This window comes from Pseudomonas sp. BE134 (genome assembly GCF_031456105.1).
GTDB lineage: Bacteria > Pseudomonadota > Gammaproteobacteria > Pseudomonadales > Pseudomonadaceae > Aquipseudomonas.
The window spans coordinates 1-14,626 of sequence record NZ_JAVDUA010000003.1 but is presented as its reverse complement, the minus strand read 5'-3'; the positions used below and the strand labels follow the sequence as shown (position 1 = coordinate 14,626).

Annotated in this window: 15 protein-coding genes; 4 read left to right on the top strand and 11 right to left on the bottom strand. The window is 57.7% G+C overall.

What is annotated here, in order from left to right; all coding sequences use genetic code 11:
• The first annotated feature begins 80 nt into the window (after positions 1-80).
• On the top strand, positions 81-1,085 hold the full coding sequence (locus J2Y56_RS03585) for an AraC family transcriptional regulator (RefSeq protein ID WP_007945270.1): 1,005 nt from the start codon (positions 81-83) through the stop codon (positions 1,083-1,085).
• On the opposite strand, the gene J2Y56_RS03580 is transcribed toward J2Y56_RS03585, so the two are convergent.
• From J2Y56_RS03580 to J2Y56_RS03565, 4 genes are all read right to left on the bottom strand, one after another.
• The gene (locus J2Y56_RS03580; RefSeq protein WP_310348671.1) at positions 1,086-2,318 is read right to left on the bottom strand and encodes a type II toxin-antitoxin system HipA family toxin; all 1,233 of its coding nucleotides are present in this window, start codon (positions 2,316-2,318) and stop codon (positions 1,086-1,088) included.
• Positions 2,311-2,559 carry a helix-turn-helix domain-containing protein gene (locus tag J2Y56_RS03575; RefSeq protein WP_007945268.1) on the bottom strand — a complete coding sequence of 83 codons (249 nt, stop codon included), beginning with the start codon at positions 2,557-2,559 and terminating at the stop codon, positions 2,311-2,313. Before J2Y56_RS03575 ends, J2Y56_RS03580 begins: the two co-directional genes overlap by 8 nt.
• Positions 2,560-2,672: 113 nt before the next feature.
• Positions 2,673-3,038 (bottom strand): response regulator, encoded by a 366-nt coding sequence (locus tag J2Y56_RS03570; protein WP_007945267.1) that lies wholly within the window; start codon positions 3,036-3,038, stop codon positions 2,673-2,675.
• Between the two features lie 70 nt (positions 3,039-3,108).
• Positions 3,109-3,795: a Crp/Fnr family transcriptional regulator gene (locus J2Y56_RS03565; RefSeq protein ID WP_007945266.1), complete on the bottom strand. Its 687-nt coding sequence runs from the start codon at positions 3,793-3,795 to the stop codon at positions 3,109-3,111.
• Between the two features lie 84 nt (positions 3,796-3,879).
• Between J2Y56_RS03565 and J2Y56_RS03560 the strand changes: the two genes are divergently transcribed.
• Entirely contained in the window at positions 3,880-4,398 is a 519-nt protein-coding gene (locus J2Y56_RS03560) for an Mpo1-like protein (RefSeq protein WP_310348670.1), read from the top strand.
• Positions 4,399-4,487: 89 nt separating this feature from the next.
• On the opposite strand, the gene J2Y56_RS03555 is transcribed toward J2Y56_RS03560, so the two are convergent.
• From J2Y56_RS03555 to dibA, 6 genes are all read right to left on the bottom strand, one after another.
• Positions 4,488-5,477, bottom strand: a complete 990-nt coding sequence (locus tag J2Y56_RS03555) for a sulfate ABC transporter ATP-binding protein (protein WP_310348668.1) — start codon at positions 5,475-5,477, stop codon at positions 4,488-4,490.
• Positions 5,478-5,481: 4 nt separating this feature from the next.
• Positions 5,482-6,354, bottom strand: a complete 873-nt coding sequence (gene cysW, locus J2Y56_RS03550) for a sulfate ABC transporter permease subunit CysW (protein WP_007945263.1) — start codon at positions 6,352-6,354, stop codon at positions 5,482-5,484.
• 13 nt (positions 6,355-6,367) lie between these two features.
• A complete protein-coding gene (gene cysT, locus J2Y56_RS03545) occupies positions 6,368-7,186 on the bottom strand; it encodes a sulfate ABC transporter permease subunit CysT (protein WP_007945262.1) in 819 nt (272 codons plus the stop codon).
• 69 nt (positions 7,187-7,255) lie between these two features.
• On the bottom strand, positions 7,256-8,269 hold the full coding sequence (locus J2Y56_RS03540) for a sulfate ABC transporter substrate-binding protein (protein ID WP_007945261.1): 1,014 nt from the start codon (positions 8,267-8,269) through the stop codon (positions 7,256-7,258).
• 69 nt (positions 8,270-8,338) lie between these two features.
• Complete coding sequence (gene oscA / locus J2Y56_RS03535; protein ID WP_007945260.1) at positions 8,339-8,521, bottom strand: sulfur starvation response protein OscA; 183 nt, start codon at positions 8,519-8,521, stop codon at positions 8,339-8,341.
• Positions 8,522-8,768: 247 nt separating this feature from the next.
• Positions 8,769-10,688 carry a phosphodiesterase DibA gene (gene dibA / locus J2Y56_RS03530; RefSeq protein WP_310348666.1) on the bottom strand — a complete coding sequence of 640 codons (1,920 nt, stop codon included), beginning with the start codon at positions 10,686-10,688 and terminating at the stop codon, positions 8,769-8,771.
• 147 nt (positions 10,689-10,835) lie between these two features.
• Here dibA and desA point away from each other — a divergent pair, with 147 nt between their 5' ends.
• Together desA and J2Y56_RS03520 are read left to right on the top strand one after the other, a co-directional pair.
• A complete protein-coding gene (desA, locus tag J2Y56_RS03525; protein WP_310348664.1) occupies positions 10,836-12,020 on the top strand; it encodes a delta-9 fatty acid desaturase DesA in 1,185 nt (394 codons plus the stop codon).
• Between the two features lie 144 nt (positions 12,021-12,164).
• Positions 12,165-13,154 carry a sensor domain-containing diguanylate cyclase gene (locus tag J2Y56_RS03520; protein ID WP_310348662.1) on the top strand — a complete coding sequence of 330 codons (990 nt, stop codon included), beginning with the start codon at positions 12,165-12,167 and terminating at the stop codon, positions 13,152-13,154.
• A gap of 58 nt (positions 13,155-13,212) precedes the next feature.
• Here J2Y56_RS03520 and J2Y56_RS03515 read toward each other — a convergent pair whose 3' ends face one another.
• Entirely contained in the window at positions 13,213-14,427 is a 1,215-nt protein-coding gene (locus J2Y56_RS03515; RefSeq protein WP_310348660.1) for a response regulator, read from the bottom strand.
• Positions 14,428-14,626: the final 199 nt, after the last annotated feature.

The following is a 14,626-nucleotide window of genomic DNA, read 5'->3' as shown; positions in this document are numbered from 1 at the left end:
GATGTTCGCATCCTGCCTTGCGACCCTTGGCAAGGTGGTAGCCGAGAACGCCAACCTGTTGACCGGAAGCGCCAATCAGCATGACTGAACCGACCTCCCTCGCCAGCTGGACCCGCGCCCTGCGCAAGCAACTCGATGCCCTGGGCCTCGACAGCAGCGCGCTTTGCCATCAGGCGGGGCTTGATCCGCAATTGATGGACGACCCGAACGCCCGTTACCCGTTGTCCGGCACCACGCGGCTGTGGGAAATCGCCGTGCAGGTCAGTGGCGATCCGGCGATTGGCCTGCGCGTGTCACGTTTTGTCAGCCCTACCACCTTTCATGCGCTCGGTTATGCGCTGGTGGCCAGCGGCAGCTTGCGCGAGGTTTTCGAGCGCATCGTGCGGTATCACCAGGTGGTCAGCGATGCCCTGGAACTGGAGCTGACCCGCGCCGAGGATCGCTACCGCTTTCATCTGAAAATCCCGGCCGGCAACCCGGCGCCAGCGTTCGAAGCCATCGACGCCTTTACCGCGATCTACGTGCGCACTTGCCGCAATCGCCTCGGTCGCGACTATGCACCGCTGGCGGTGTACCTGCGTCGACCGGAACCGGCCGACGCGCACCAATGGCACAAAGTTTTCCGCTCACCGGTGTACTTTTCGGCCAACGAAGACCGCGTGGAGTTTTCTCTGGTGGATTTCGACAGCCACCTGGATGACGCCAATCCGGAACTCGCCGAGCACAATGAAACCGTGCTCAAACGCACCCTGGCGCAACTGAAACCGCTGACCTGGGAGCGCAAAGTCCGTGACGCCATCGAAGAGCAATTGCCTGAAGGCGAACCCAGTGCCGAACTCATCGCCAAGGCCCTGCACCTGAGCTTGCGCAGCCTGCAACGGCACTTGGCGGACGAAGGTTGTCGGTTCGATACGTTGCTCAATGAAAGCCGCGAAAACCTGGCGCTGCTGCACCTGCGGGATCCGCAATGCTCGTTGAGTGAAGTCAGTTACTTGTTGGGATTTGCCGATACCAGCAGCTTCAGCCGCGCGTTCAAACGCTGGACCGGGATGACGCCGGGGCAGTTTCGGGATGGGTTGCGCTGATCAACTTTTCACGAGACTGCGCGCGATGCCTGATGCCCATTGCTCCATCATCGCTTCGCCAACTGCCGTAAAGACGCTGCTGTCTTTTATGTAAGCCGCCATCTCGGTCATTGCCACCTCCATCCCGTGGGCGACCTGCTGCAACAGCTCATTACAACGGCCCTCCGTGAGGTTGCAGGCCGAACGGCCAAATCGCATCAGCACTTTGTGCTTGGGCCATGCTTTTGAACCGCCCAACAGCAACGCCATGCTGTCGGACTTTATGTAAACCGAAGTGGTGACGATGTCATAGGCCGGAGCGAGGCTGATTTGTGCATCCATGCCGCAATGCTCGTACAGCACGCCGAAGTTTTTAAGGTGAGCGTCGCCATTCTTCAAGGCTGACGAGAGCGCAACGATCTTGAAAAAAGACTCAAGCGCCTGATTGAGCAAGGGTGGAGATACGAATGCTTTAATCTGCCTCGCGGCACCTTCGTATGAGCCATCGTATTTGGCCTTTGAGGGCCAGGCATTCAGTACGCAGAAATCCTCGAATCCCAAATAACCTTGCTCATTCAGATCGAAGCGTTCAACCACCAGGAATTTGCCATGCTCGCTGAGCTCGAACTTCGGCACTTCAAGCCCTGAATGCAGGGCTGCTCGCATGCAGAAATACTCGTTGGCTGCGAGTTCAGGGTATTCCTCGGCACGAAAGGATTTGACCAGGTGCGTCGCGCCTCGATGAGTCAGCCGGTCGACGGTTGTCGCGCTGTCACGGACCAACACCTTGGGTTGTACACCGGAAACACCGGAGTACTGGCCATAGGTGTGCAACAGATCCTCAAACAAGCCTTGAGCACCGTCATGAATCAGAAGGTCAGATAGGCTGGTTTCAGGTGGACGATCGTTTGCATCCTGCGCGTTTGCAATGCCCACTCGCCCAAGCTGATGCGGGCCGACAATCGATAACATCGCGAAATCATCAAAGCCCCTGACCGCTTTGCTGAAACGCCGAACCAATTCCTCGCGCAGCACCCCTTCGGGCAGGTTCATTTCGAAAATAGGCGGTACACCTTGCTCCCACGCATAACTTTCGAGGCGAGCCGGCATGGTCAACGAAACCGAGTTTTGTTCCCCTGCATTTTCGACGTAGGTAAAAACTGAATCGCTGCGAGACTGACCACGACCCAAGGTGCCGACTGCGGTTGCGGACACACTGATGTGAAGCCGGTCCTTTTCTTGCGGCTCATTCATGGAAGTTGGCCTTTTTCAGCGAGTCCAGCGTTGGACGCTTCGACCGACGAGGCACGGCGGTGAGCTCGTACCCGAAACCGTTGAGGATCGCCTCAACTTTGCGCAGGCCGATTTCAGCAAGGGTGTTGTTTTCAATTCCTGAAATCGTGGAGCGGCTCATGCCGTACTGTTTTGCCAGCGCCTGCTGGGAAAGCTTTTGCTCTTTTCGGAGCGAGCGGATCAGTTCACCAAGGTTTTCCATTTGCCAACCTGCATCGTATACCGTGCAAAATTCCACAAACTGTGGATATGCATTGTATTTAGTGCAGTTCTAAGTTGAAGTCCAGCTCATTTTTTAACCAAGCTTGCGGCATATCACCGCCCCCGATCCCGCCGCATCAACTTGCGCACCCGCGCCACCAGTTCACTCACGGTAAACGGCTTGAGCAAATAATCATCCTCATGCAGTTCGAGCCCGCGCAACCGATCCTCGATGCCATCCTTGGTGGTGAGGAACAGCACCGGCGTGTTGCCGAGCTTGCGAATCTGCTGCTGCAACTGCCAGCCGTTGAGTCCTGGCAGCATCACATCAAGGATGATCAGCTCGTATTCGCCGGTCTCGATAAAGCGCCGGCCGTCCATGCCGTTGAGCGCTACATCCACCGAATAGCTCGCCTCATTCAGGCCGTTGGCCAGGACTTTGGCGGTCTCCGGTTCGTCTTCTACTAGCAGTACACGCATGGCACACCTCGATTATCGTCGTCACAGGCTAGACGCCTTCGCAGGCAAAACCCACCCATAACGTTGCGTTTCAAAAAATCGTCAATGCGCGCAACCGCTCGGCGTCGACAATTTCGATTTCGCCGTACTTGAGATTCAAAATCCCCTGCCCCTGCAGGTCCTTGAGAATCTGATTGGTCGTCTGGCGTGATAACGACAGCATCGAAGCCAACTGTTCCTGCGGCAGTTGCAGAACCCGGCGCGGGGGTTCGATTTCGCCGTACCCCTCGGCAATCATCAGCAAGCGATGGGCGAGACGCGCCGGGGCGGGCATCAGGCTCAGTTGTTCGAGGTTGATGAAGGTCAGGCGCAGTTTGTGGCTCATCAGCAACGCCAGTTGCCGCCAATACACCGGTTGTTCGTCGAGCAGTTTCAGCAGCGCCAGCTGCGGTACATGCAACAGGACGCACTGGCCTACGGCGAAGGCATCGTGAGTACGTGGCCGGCCGTCGACCAGGCAGATTTCACCGAACCAGTGCGGTGGCTCCACCAGGCTCAGCAGCGCTTCTTTGCCCTGCTCATTGACCGCACCGATGCGTACCGAACCTTCGAGCACCGCATACAAGCCGCACGGCGGATCCCCGCGTTTGAACAGTAATTGCCCCGACGACAAGCGCCGCAGCCTGGCCGCCGCCAGCAGACTATCCTGTAAGGGAACAGGTAGATGACTGAACCACTGCCCCGTCATCAGGCGCGAACGCCAGGCCTGCATATCCATGGAATCTCCTAGAGATTGTCGCCTGCCCGACAGAGCCAAATGTGAACCCGGGGCATGATCAATCACCCTACAGGAGGAATAACAATGAAAAGCCTCGTTGACCATCTCAGTCAATACGCCACCTACCACCGTGATCCGCGCAATATCGCCAGCCACTTTATCGGTATTCCATTGATTATGGTGGCCGTCGCGGTATTGCTGTCGCGGCCGCAATGGGCTGGCGGCTGGCTGTCACCGGCAGTGCTGGTGTCGCTCGCTTCAGCGTGGTTTTACCTGCGCCTGGAGTTGCGGCTCGGGGTGCTGATGAGCGTATTACTTGGCCTGTCCGTTTGGGCGGGGCAGACGCTGGCGCAACAAAGCACGCTGGTCTGGCTGTCGAGCGGTATCGGGATGTTTGTGGCGGGCTGGGTGATTCAGTTTATCGGGCATTACTACGAAGGGCGTAAGCCGGCGTTTGTTGATGATGTGAGCGGGTTGATTGTCGGGCCGTTGTTTGTGGTGGTGGAGTTAATGTTTTTGCTGGGGTTGCGGCATGACCTCAAAGAGCAGATCGAGGCGCGGGCGGGAGGGGTGCGGATCAATCCGAATCGCGCTGCGGCATAAGACGCCATCGCGAGCAGGCTCGCTCCCACCTTAGATCTATGGCGCACATAGAACCCTGTGGGAGAGAGCCTGCTCGCGATGCTTTTGTTTTAAATATTGGCCAGTTTTTGCCAGACCTTGGGCTTGAAGAACAAGGTTTCACCCTTCTCCAGCCCGATCAGGCTGTCGTGATCCTTCACCACTTCCGCCTCGATCAATTCGCTCTGACCTTCAACCTTCAACGTCACCCGAGTCGTTGCACCCAGCGGACGAATGTCGCGCACCTGCGCGGCGTGGTGATCTTCCAGTTCATGGCGCGACAGCGACACCTCGTGCGGACGGAACAGCACGTGATTGTCCTCCCCCAGATGCAGGCGGTTGGAATCCCCGAGGAAGTGATAAACAAAATCGCTGGCAGGGTTTTCATAAACATCGCCGGGTGAGCCGATCTGCTCGATCACACCCTTGTTCATCACCACGATCCGGTCGGCGACTTCCATCGCTTCTTCCTGGTCGTGCGTCACGAATACGGAAGTCAGGTTGATGTCCTCGTGGAGCCGCGCCAGCCAGCGACGCAGCTCTTTACGGACCTTGGCGTCCAAAGCACCGAAGGGTTCGTCGAGCAGCAGGACTTTCGGTTCCACGGCCAAGGCGCGAGCCAGGGCAATACGCTGACGCTGGCCGCCGGAAAGTTGTTCCGGGTAGCGATCCGACAGCCAGTCCAGCTGCACCATGTTCAGCAATTCGTGGACTTTCTCCGCGATACGACTTTCGTTCGGGCGCTGGTTTTTCGGCTTCATGCGCAGGCCGAAGGCGACGTTATCGAACACCGTCATGTGGCGGAACAAGGCGTAGTGCTGGAACACAAAACCAACGTTGCGATCACGCACGTCATGGCCGGAGACGTCTTCGCCATGGAACACGATGTTGCCCTGATCCGGTGTTTCCAGACCGGCGATGATCCGCAACAGGGTGGTTTTACCGCAGCCCGAGGGGCCAAGCAGCGCCACGAGTTCGCCGCTTTGAATGTCCAGGCTGATGTTGTCCAGCGCCTTGAACGCGTTGAAATTCTTGCTGACGTTACGCACTTCGATCGACATGAAATCATTCCTCCGCGGCGCTGGCGCGCAGGCGGTTAATACGGTTTTCGCTCCACTGCTTAAGCAACAGGATGAAGAGCGCCATGATCAGCAACAGGCTCGCTACAGCGAACGCGGCCACGTGGTTGTATTCGTTGTAGAGGATCTCGACGTGCAACGGCAAGGTGTTGGTCACCCCGCGAATGTGCCCGGAAACCACCGACACCGCACCGAACTCTCCCATCGCCCGCGCAGTGCACAGCACCACGCCGTAGATCAGGCCCCATTTGATATTGGGAACGGTGACGTGCCAGAACATTTGCCAACCATTGGCGCCAAGCAGGCGCGCGGCCTCTTCTTCTTGCGTGCCTTGTTCCTGCATCAACGGGATCAGCTCGCGCGCCACAAACGGCACGGTGACGAAAATCGTCGCCAGTACGATGCCAGGCAACGCGAAGATGATCTGGATGTCGTGATCCTGCAACCACGGCCCGAAGAAGCCTTGGGCGCCGAACATCAGCACATAGACCAGACCGGCGATCACTGGCGATACCGAGAACGGCAAGTCGATCAGCGTTACCAGCATGCTCTTTCCGCGGAAAGAGTACTTGCTCACGCACCAAGCGGCGCTGACGCCGAACACCAGGTTCAGCGGCACCGAGATCAGCACGGCGATCACCGTCAGTTTCAGCGCGGACAATGCGTCAGGTTCGAAGATCGCGGTGAAAAACGCCCCCAGGCCATTCTTCAAACCCTGGGACACCACGATAAACAGCGGCAACACCAGGAACAGTACAAAAATCAACCAGCCAAGACCGATCAGGATTCTTCGCGAGGTGGCACTGCCACGACGGGCGGCGTTGGCCGAAGAGGCAGCAGCAATAGACGATTGGGACATGGTTCGCGCCTCCTTATGGGGTTTCGATGCGACGTTGCAGCAAATTGATCAGCAGCAACAGGACGAAGGAAACCACCAGCATCAGTACACCAATGGACGTGGCGCCGGTGTAATCGTACTGGTCGAGCTTGACCATGATCAGCAGCGGCAGGATCTCGGTTTTCATTGGCATGTTGCCGGCGATGAAAATCACCGAACCATACTCGCCGACCCCGCGGGCAAAGGCCAACGCGAAACCGGTGAGCCAGGCTGGCAGCAGTGCCGGCACCAGAATATGGCGGAAAACCTGTAGCGGTTTTGCACCGAGACACGCCGCCGCTTCCTCCACTTCACGCGGGATATCAGCCAATACTGGCTGTACGGTACGTACTACGAATGGAAGTGTCACAAAAGTGAGGGCAAGGGTGATGCCGAGGGGGGTGTACGCAATCTTGAAACCCAGATCCGCTGCAAACTGACCCACCAAACCAGTGGGGGTGTACAACGCAGTCAGCGCAATACCCGCCACCGCAGTGGGCAATGCGAAGGGCAAGTCGATCATTGCATCGATGACTTTGCGTCCCGGGAAGGTGTAGCGCACCAGCACCCAGGCGAGCAGCGTGCCGATGATGCCGTTGATGATTGCGGCATAGAGCGCCGTGCCGAAGCTCAGCTTCATCGCCGCCCACACCCGTGGCGCGGAGATAATTGCCCAGAACTGATCCCAGGTGAGTTGGGCGGCATGGACGAACATCGCCGCCAGTGGAATAAGCACAATCAGGCTGAGGTACACCAAGGTGTAACCCAGCGTCAGCCCGAAGCCGGGTATGACGGGGGAAATACGACGCGACATAAAAGTCCTTGGTTGAGAACGCGCAAAGCCCCGACGGTTAAATCGGGGCCCGTTGATGGCTATTTAAGACTACTGAGCCTGATAAATCTGGTCGAACACGCCACCGTCGTTGAAGAACTTCGGCTGCGCGGTTTTCCAGCCGCCGAAGTTCTTGTCGATGGTCACAAGGTCCAGGGTCGGGAATTGCTTGGCGTACTTCGCGGCGACCTCCTTGTCACGTGGACGATAGAAGTTTTTCGCCGCGATTTCCTGGCCGGCCGGGCTATACAGGTATTTGAGATACGCATCGGCGATCTGCTCGTTACCCTTTTTCTCGGCGTTCTTGTCGACCACGGCCACCGGTGGCTCGGCAAGGATCGACAGCGAAGGCACGACGATTTCGAACTTGTCGGCACCGCCGTCTTCTTTCAGCGCCAGGAAGGCCTCGTTTTCCCAAGCCAGCAACACGTCACCCTGACCGTTGTTGACGAAGGTAATGGTCGAACCGCGAGCGCCGGTGTCCAGCACTGGCACGTGCTTGAAGAGGGTTTGTACGTATTGCTTGGCCTTGGCTTCGTCACCGCCGTTGGCTTTCAGGCCATAGGCCCAGGCCGCGAGGAAGTTCCAGCGTGCGCCGCCGGAGGTCTTCGGGTTCGGGGTAATGACCGCCACATCGTTCTTGATCAGGTCACCCCAATCCTTGATTCCTTTAGGGTTGCCCTTGCGCACCAGAAACACGATGGTCGAGGTATATGGCGTGCTCGCCTCCGGTAGACGTGTCTGCCAGTCGGCCGGCAGGCTCTTGCCGAGCTTGGCGATTTCGTCGATGTCGCCGGCCAGGGCCAGGGTCACGACGTCGGCGCGAAGACCGTCGATCACTGCACGGGCCTGTTTGCCCGAACCACCGTGGGATTGCTGGATTTTTACGTTGTCGCCGGCGTGATCCTTTTGCCAGAGCTTGATGAACTCCGCGTTGTAGTCCTGGTACAGCTCACGCGTCGGGTCGTATGACACATTGAGCAGCTCGTAATCCTTGGCAACCGCGGAACCCGCAAACAGTGCACTGGCCAGGGCGGCCAAAGCGAAATGACGAATTGACGACATGGTGAAAGCTCCTGGAATTCTGATTGTGTTGGCTTTTTTATGAGGTACTGGAAGCGGGTTGCCGGTTACTTAGCTCGGTTTGTTACTCGGATTCTGCAAACGAAATTTTTCTTTGCGTTCGATCTGCACGACCTGGGCGTTATGCACAGTGATCTCCACAGCCCCAAAGCGCAGATCGCGCAATGCGCTCTGGATCTCACGCAAAATGGTTGCTTCGTCTTGGCCATCAACACTACGTAGGGATGCGCTCATGGTGCTGCTCCTTCAACTGAGAGGTTGCCTGGCAGTGACGGCACTGCTTGCGGCGTGAGACCAATAGTAGTGAGGAGTAGATATTCTTAAAAAGACTATTTAAGAATGTTTATATAACTGAAAAATTGATCATTCCCACACGCTGCGTGGGAACGCATCCGATGACGCACTGCGTCATGGTTTTGGGAAGACGCAGAGCGTCCAGGACGGCATTCCCACGCAGAGCGTGGGAATGCTCGGGCACGGCTTAGCGAATAATGGGCATGCACATCCAATCCAACTGCTCGGCCGGCACCGGCCGCCCAAACCAGTAGCCTTGCCCCAGATCGCAGTCATGTTCCAGCAGGAAACCGGCCTGCTCGATGTACTCGATTCCCTCAGCCTGTACCTGCATCCCCATACTCTGCGCCAAGGCCATGATCACCCGCACAATGGCGGCATCATCGTCACCCCCTGGCAGGCCTGCGACAAACCCTTGGTCGATCTTGAGTTTTTGCACAGGCAACCGCTTGAGCCGCAGCAGCGACGAATAACCCGTGCCGAAATCATCAATGGCCAGCCGCACGCCTAACTCGCGCAAGCGATGCATCTGCTCCAGCGCCACTTCCGGATCATCCATCACCGCGCTCTCAGTGACTTCAAGCTCCAGATACGCCGGATCAAGCCCCGTCGCATCAAGCACCCGTGCCACCTGCTGATACAGCTCACGCCGGGCAAACAGCCGCGATGAAATATTCACCGCAACGAACGACAGCACCACGCCAGCGGCGTGCCACTGACACATTTGCTCGCAGGCCTGCTGCATGACCCAGGCATCGATCTCGGCAATCAAACCGGTACGCTCGGCGATGGGGATGAACTCTGCTGGCGACACCAGCCCGCGCTGCGGATGCGCCCAACGCACCAACGCTTCCGCGCCCACCAGGCGACTGGTTTTGAGGTCATGCACAGGTTGGTAATGGACGCGCAGCTCCTGCCGCTCCAGGGCGCGGCGCAATTCGAAAGCAATTTCTACCCGCTGCCGGGCATGGACCGTCAATTCTTCGGTGTAGAGCGCGTAGCCATTCCGGCCTGCATTCTTGGCCTTGGACAATGCCGAACCTGCATTGCGCAACATTTGCTCGGCATTCAAGGCATCGCTGGGGAACTGACTGATACCGACACTGGTGTTGATAAACAGTCGATGCGCGTTGATGTAGAACGGCTCCCGGAGGCTATCGATGATCCGCTGCGCCAGCGTCCCGGCTTGTGCTATTTGCGGACAATTTTCGGCAAGCACCGCAAACTCGTCACCCCCCAGACGCGCCAGGGAGATGCCAGGGCCACACAGGGTTTTCAAGTGCTCGGCCACAGCCTTGAGCAACTGATCACCGACGGTGTGCCCAAGGCTGTCGTTGATCATCTTGAAGTGATCGAGGTCGACCATCAGCAACGCGCAACCTCGCTTGTGGATTTGCGCCGACGCTAGCGCCTGTTCGATGCGATCGGTGAATAACAGTCGATTGGGCAAATCGGTCAGCGGATCGTGGTGAGCCAGGTGTTTGAGTTCGTGCTCGGAGTTTTTGATCGCACTGATGTCGGAAAACACCGCCACGTATTGGCTTCGTCGGCCTTGATCGTCATGAATGATGCGGATGGTTTGCCATTGCGGATAAATTTCGCCGTTTTTGCGGCGATTCCAGATTTCCCCGCTCCATTCGCCGGTGTCGTTGAGTGTCGCAAACATAGCTCGGTAGAACGCCGACGGATGATGGCCGGATTTGAACAGTCTGGGTTGCTGTCCCAGCACCTCATCTCGCCGATAACCGGTGATCGCCATGAAGGCCCGGTTCACATGGACAATCAATCCGTTGCTATCGGTGACCAATACGCCCTCACGGGTGCAATCGAACACCACGGCCGCCTGACGCAGATACTCGCGGTCGGCCTGACGCTCGCGCAGTTTGGCGCCGATCCCCAGGCACTGGAACAATCGGGCCCGGGCAATGAAGATCAAACCGGCGCTGAGCACCATCCAGGAATAGCCGTTGATCAGTTGCCAGCGCAATAGCTCGGCAGAACTATCGAAGAAACTGTTCAATAAATAGCCGCTGAACAGCATCCAGGCGACTGAAATCAACAGATACAGCAGCGCTGCAAGCAAGGCATTGCGATAGGTGGCAGACATTCGGCCGTCCATGTCCCTACAAAAAGGTTGGAATTATAGGTTAATGACACATCCAGCCACTCTTATCCGAAAGGGCGACTGGTTTTATCCGTGGGCTTAGTGATAATGCAACGGCTATTTTTTTCTTTATCGAGGGCCCTACAGCCTATGTGGTACGAAGGTTTACTCGGCTTGTCGCCCTGGTCACTGGTGGCAGTCACCCTGCTGATGACCCATGTCACGATCATTGGCGTCACGGTCTATTTGCATCGTTACTCAGCCCATCGCTCGCTTGAGCTCAATGCTGGCCTGAAACATTTCTTCCGCTTCTGGCTGTGGCTCACCACGGCACAGAACACCCGCGAGTGGACCGCTATCCACCGCAAGCATCACGCCAAATGCGAAACCGTCGATGACCCGCACAGCCCGGTCATCAAGGGGCTGTCCACCGTTCTGCGCAAAGGCGCCGAGTTGTACCGTGCCGAAGCGGAAAACCCGGAAACCCTGCGCATCTACGGCAAGAACTGCCCTGAAGACTGGATCGAACGCAATCTTTACAGCCGATTCCCGCTGTTGGGTATCGCGATCATGGGCGTCATCGACTTGCTGTTGTTCGGCACCATCGGTATCACCATCTGGGCCATCCAGATGATGTGGATCCCGGTGTGGGCCGCTGGCGTGGTCAATGGTCTCGGCCATGCCGTCGGCTACCGCAACTTCGAATGTCGCGATGCCGCGACCAATCTGGTGCCTTGGGGCATCCTGATCGGCGGTGAAGAACTGCATAACAACCATCACACCTACCCTAACTCGGCAAAATTGTCGGTGAAGACGTGGGAATTCGACCTCGGTTGGGCCTGGATCCAGGTCTTCAGTTTTTTCCGTCTGGCCAAGGTCCAGCGGGTTGCACCGATTGCCCACCGGGTTGAAGGCAAAGGCAGCCTGGACATGGACACCGCCATGGCGATCCTCAACAACCGCTTTCAGATCATGGCGCAGTACCGCAAATTGGTAATCGGGCCGCTGGTCAAGCAAGAGCTGGAAAAGGTCGATCACTCGGTCCGCCATCAATTCCACCGTGCCAAGCGCCTGCTCTCGCGGGAAACCAGCCTGCTGGACGAAAAACACCACATTCGCATCCAGGCCATGCTCGAACACAGTCAGGCGCTGAAGGTAATTTACGAGAAACGCCTGGCCTTGCAGCAGATTTGGGTCAAGACCAGCTCAAATGGTCACGACATGCTTGCCGCCATAAAGGACTGGGTACACGAAGCCGAAGCCAGCGGAATTCAATCCCTGCGCGACTTCGCCGACCAGTTGAAAACCTACTCCCTGCGCCCTTCCGCTGTCTGATGCCGTTGATCGGTGCGCCCGCTAGCGGGCGCACCCTTCGGAACTTAGCTCCAGATCCCCTATCTCAAAGACACTTCGCCAACCCCGGTGGGCTTCGTTGGCACCGCTTTCGAACGCGGCATATGCCCTTTGAGATTTGTCCCGATGGCCTCCAAAAACCTGCACGACTCATCCCTTCTTCCGTTACCCGACACCGCTCAGACCTTGATGGCGCTGATGCATGCACAAAGCGAAGTGGCGCGCCTGAGTGAGCGTGAACAGCTGTTCAGTTCGCTGCTGGTAAGCGTCAACGCGGTGCTTTGGGCATTCAATTGGGAAACCCGCCAGGTGCTTTACGTCAGTCCGGCCTATGAGCGGATTTTCGGTCGTACCACCGCCAGCTTACTGTCCGACTACAACGAATGGCGTGACAGCATTTACCCCGACGATCTGGACTATGCCGAACGCAGCCTGGCCGAAGTACTGGTCAAAGGCGCGGTCGAAGATCGCGAATACCGCATCATCAATGCCGATGGCCAAGTACGTTGGATCAGCGACAAATGCTTCATCAACCGTCAGGCCGAGCCCGGCCAACCACTGATCATTGTCGGCATTGCTGAAGACATCACCGAAAAGAAGCGCACGGAAGCCGAGCTGCAACGCCTGGCCACCACCGACGTGCTGACTCAAAGCAGCAATCGCCGGCACTTTTTCGAATGCGCTCAACGCGAATTTGCACAGGCACGCAAGCAAGGTGTGCCACTCGCATTCCTGCTCCTGGACATCGATGATTTCAAGGTGATTAACGACACGTACGGCCACCCGCAAGGTGACACAGTGCTGCAACAGATCGCAGAGAGCGGTCGCCATGCATTACGTCGTGGGGATGTGTTCGGTCGCATCGGCGGTGAAGAGTTCGCGGCGGTATTTCCCGGCTGCGCCCCCGACATGGCCATGCAAGTGGCCGAGCGCCTGCAACGGCAGATACAGCAATTGAGCTTCAACCACGACAACCAGACTTTCGGCATCACCGTCAGCCAAGGCTTGACCAACCTCACCGAGGAAGACGAAAGCCTCGACCGCCTGTTCGCCCGCGCGGATGCGGCGATGTATGAAGCCAAGCGGCAGGGCAAGAACCGGATCATCTGCGCTTAATGGTCCAACACCTAACCCCTGTGGGAGTAAGCCTGCTCCACAGGGGTATTCGGCAGGCCTACTTTTTGCGCAAACGCATCAGTTCCGGCAAGCCGATCTTGAGCAGCCGCGCCGTCCGGCTTCTCGCCAACTCTTCAACGCCCTCATGCTCGCTCAGACGCGCCAAATGTGCCGCCATGTTCATCACCAGCGCTTCGCGGGAGTAAACCCCGCCACCGAGCTGATAGACCGCTGCAATCAGCTCTCGCAGCTCCAGCGGCAGACGCCAACGCGTGCGCAACGCAGAACCGTAGGCAGCACCGAACTCGGCGAGCGCATGCCCCACCTCTTCCCACTCATCCAGCTCCCCCCCGGCCTGCTTCCACTCTTGCAAACACCGCAGCATTGCCAGATCGCCGAGACGATGCAGCATTCCCGCGCAGTAACAGCGCTCTTGTTCAAGATCCAGCAAACGCGCCAACGTGCGGGCGTACTCGGCGGTGTGCAGCGACAGCTGCCAATAGCGCTCGGCATAGTCCGCCAGGAACGGATCTTCAAGCCGGGCACTGCGCTTGAGTGCCAACCCCAGAATCAGGTTCATGCTTTGCCCTGAGCCCAAGCGATGCAAAGCCTGAGACAGGGTCTGCACAGGATCGCCAATGTGATGCCCCGCGCTGTTCGCGGCAGCGATCAGCACAGCAGTTATCTGTGGATCGGTGCGAATTTCGTCTTCCAGCCGCTTCAGATCGAGACCGCCGGGATTGAGGCTACGCTGGACCGCGATCTGCACGTCAGTCATCAACGGTGCACCCTCGGTCAACTCTCGACGACGTTCCAGATACACCGATAACTTCATGCCCGGCGCCAATGTCGGCACCTCGCAGGTCACCTCCTCTCCCGCGTTCAGCAGCAATTCCTGCAGACGTTGGGTCAGGTTTTCCATGTTCAGGGGTTTGGTCAGGTACGCCGTGGGCGCCAGAGGTAAAGCTTCGCGCACGCTGGCACTGTCGTTGCGGCTGCTCATCAGAATGAACGGCAGCGGTGGATTGCGCCTGCGTTGCCGCACGTTGCGCAAAACATTCAAGCCATCGACACCGGGCAACTCCCAGTCAACGATCGCCAGGTCGTAAGGAACCTCCGCAAGCCTGTCGATTGCCTGCTGACCATCGGCGCACAGGTCGAGCCGAGCGTCGCAGCGCACATTCAACAGCACCTGCTTGAGCAAGTCTCGGGACCAAGGGTCGGCCTCGGCAATCAGCACTCTCGGTGCAGCGGGTAAATCAACGACTGTCATGTAGCACGCTCCCTCGCAATGCTTGAACCTTAGTCAACACTGGCAGTTCGATACGGCGTAAATGGCCTCAATGTGTTTCAGGAGACGTAAAAAAACCCGCCGAACAGACTGTGTGAAAACACGCTGAAGGCGATCCAAGCAAACGCCCCGACTTGTTCGGGGCGTTTGCTTTTGTGCAGGTAACAGGCGAAAAAAGGCT

Bases quoted from the DNA above. Each gene is read 5' to 3' on its own strand.
- J2Y56_RS03575 (WP_007945268.1), bottom strand. From the start codon at position 2,559: ATGGAAAACCTTGGTGAACTGATCCGCTCGCTCCGAAAAGAGCAAAAG.
- dibA (WP_310348666.1), bottom strand. From the start codon at position 10,688: ATGTCTGCCACCTATCGCAATGCCTTGCTTGCAGCGCTGCTGTATCTG.
- J2Y56_RS03555 (WP_310348668.1), bottom strand. From the start codon at position 5,477: ATGTCGATCGAAGTGCGTAACGTCAGCAAGAATTTCAACGCGTTCAAG.
- oscA (WP_007945260.1), bottom strand. From the start codon at position 8,521: ATGAGCGCATCCCTACGTAGTGTTGATGGCCAAGACGAAGCAACCATT.
- J2Y56_RS03515 (WP_310348660.1), bottom strand. From the start codon at position 14,427: ATGACAGTCGTTGATTTACCCGCTGCACCGAGAGTGCTGATTGCCGAG.
- cysT (WP_007945262.1), bottom strand. From the start codon at position 7,186: ATGTCGCGTCGTATTTCCCCCGTCATACCCGGCTTCGGGCTGACGCTG.
- J2Y56_RS03580 (WP_310348671.1), bottom strand. From the start codon at position 2,318: ATGAATGAGCCGCAAGAAAAGGACCGGCTTCACATCAGTGTGTCCGCA.
- desA (WP_310348664.1), top strand. From the start codon at position 10,836: ATGTGGTACGAAGGTTTACTCGGCTTGTCGCCCTGGTCACTGGTGGCA.
- J2Y56_RS03540 (WP_007945261.1), bottom strand. From the start codon at position 8,269: ATGTCGTCAATTCGTCATTTCGCTTTGGCCGCCCTGGCCAGTGCACTG.
- J2Y56_RS03565 (WP_007945266.1), bottom strand. From the start codon at position 3,795: ATGGATATGCAGGCCTGGCGTTCGCGCCTGATGACGGGGCAGTGGTTC.
- J2Y56_RS03520 (WP_310348662.1), top strand. From the start codon at position 12,165: ATGGCCTCCAAAAACCTGCACGACTCATCCCTTCTTCCGTTACCCGAC.
- cysW (WP_007945263.1), bottom strand. From the start codon at position 6,354: ATGTCCCAATCGTCTATTGCTGCTGCCTCTTCGGCCAACGCCGCCCGT.
- J2Y56_RS03560 (WP_310348670.1), top strand. From the start codon at position 3,880: ATGAAAAGCCTCGTTGACCATCTCAGTCAATACGCCACCTACCACCGT.
- J2Y56_RS03585 (WP_007945270.1), top strand. From the start codon at position 81: ATGACTGAACCGACCTCCCTCGCCAGCTGGACCCGCGCCCTGCGCAAG.
- J2Y56_RS03570 (WP_007945267.1), bottom strand. From the start codon at position 3,038: ATGCGTGTACTGCTAGTAGAAGACGAACCGGAGACCGCCAAAGTCCTG.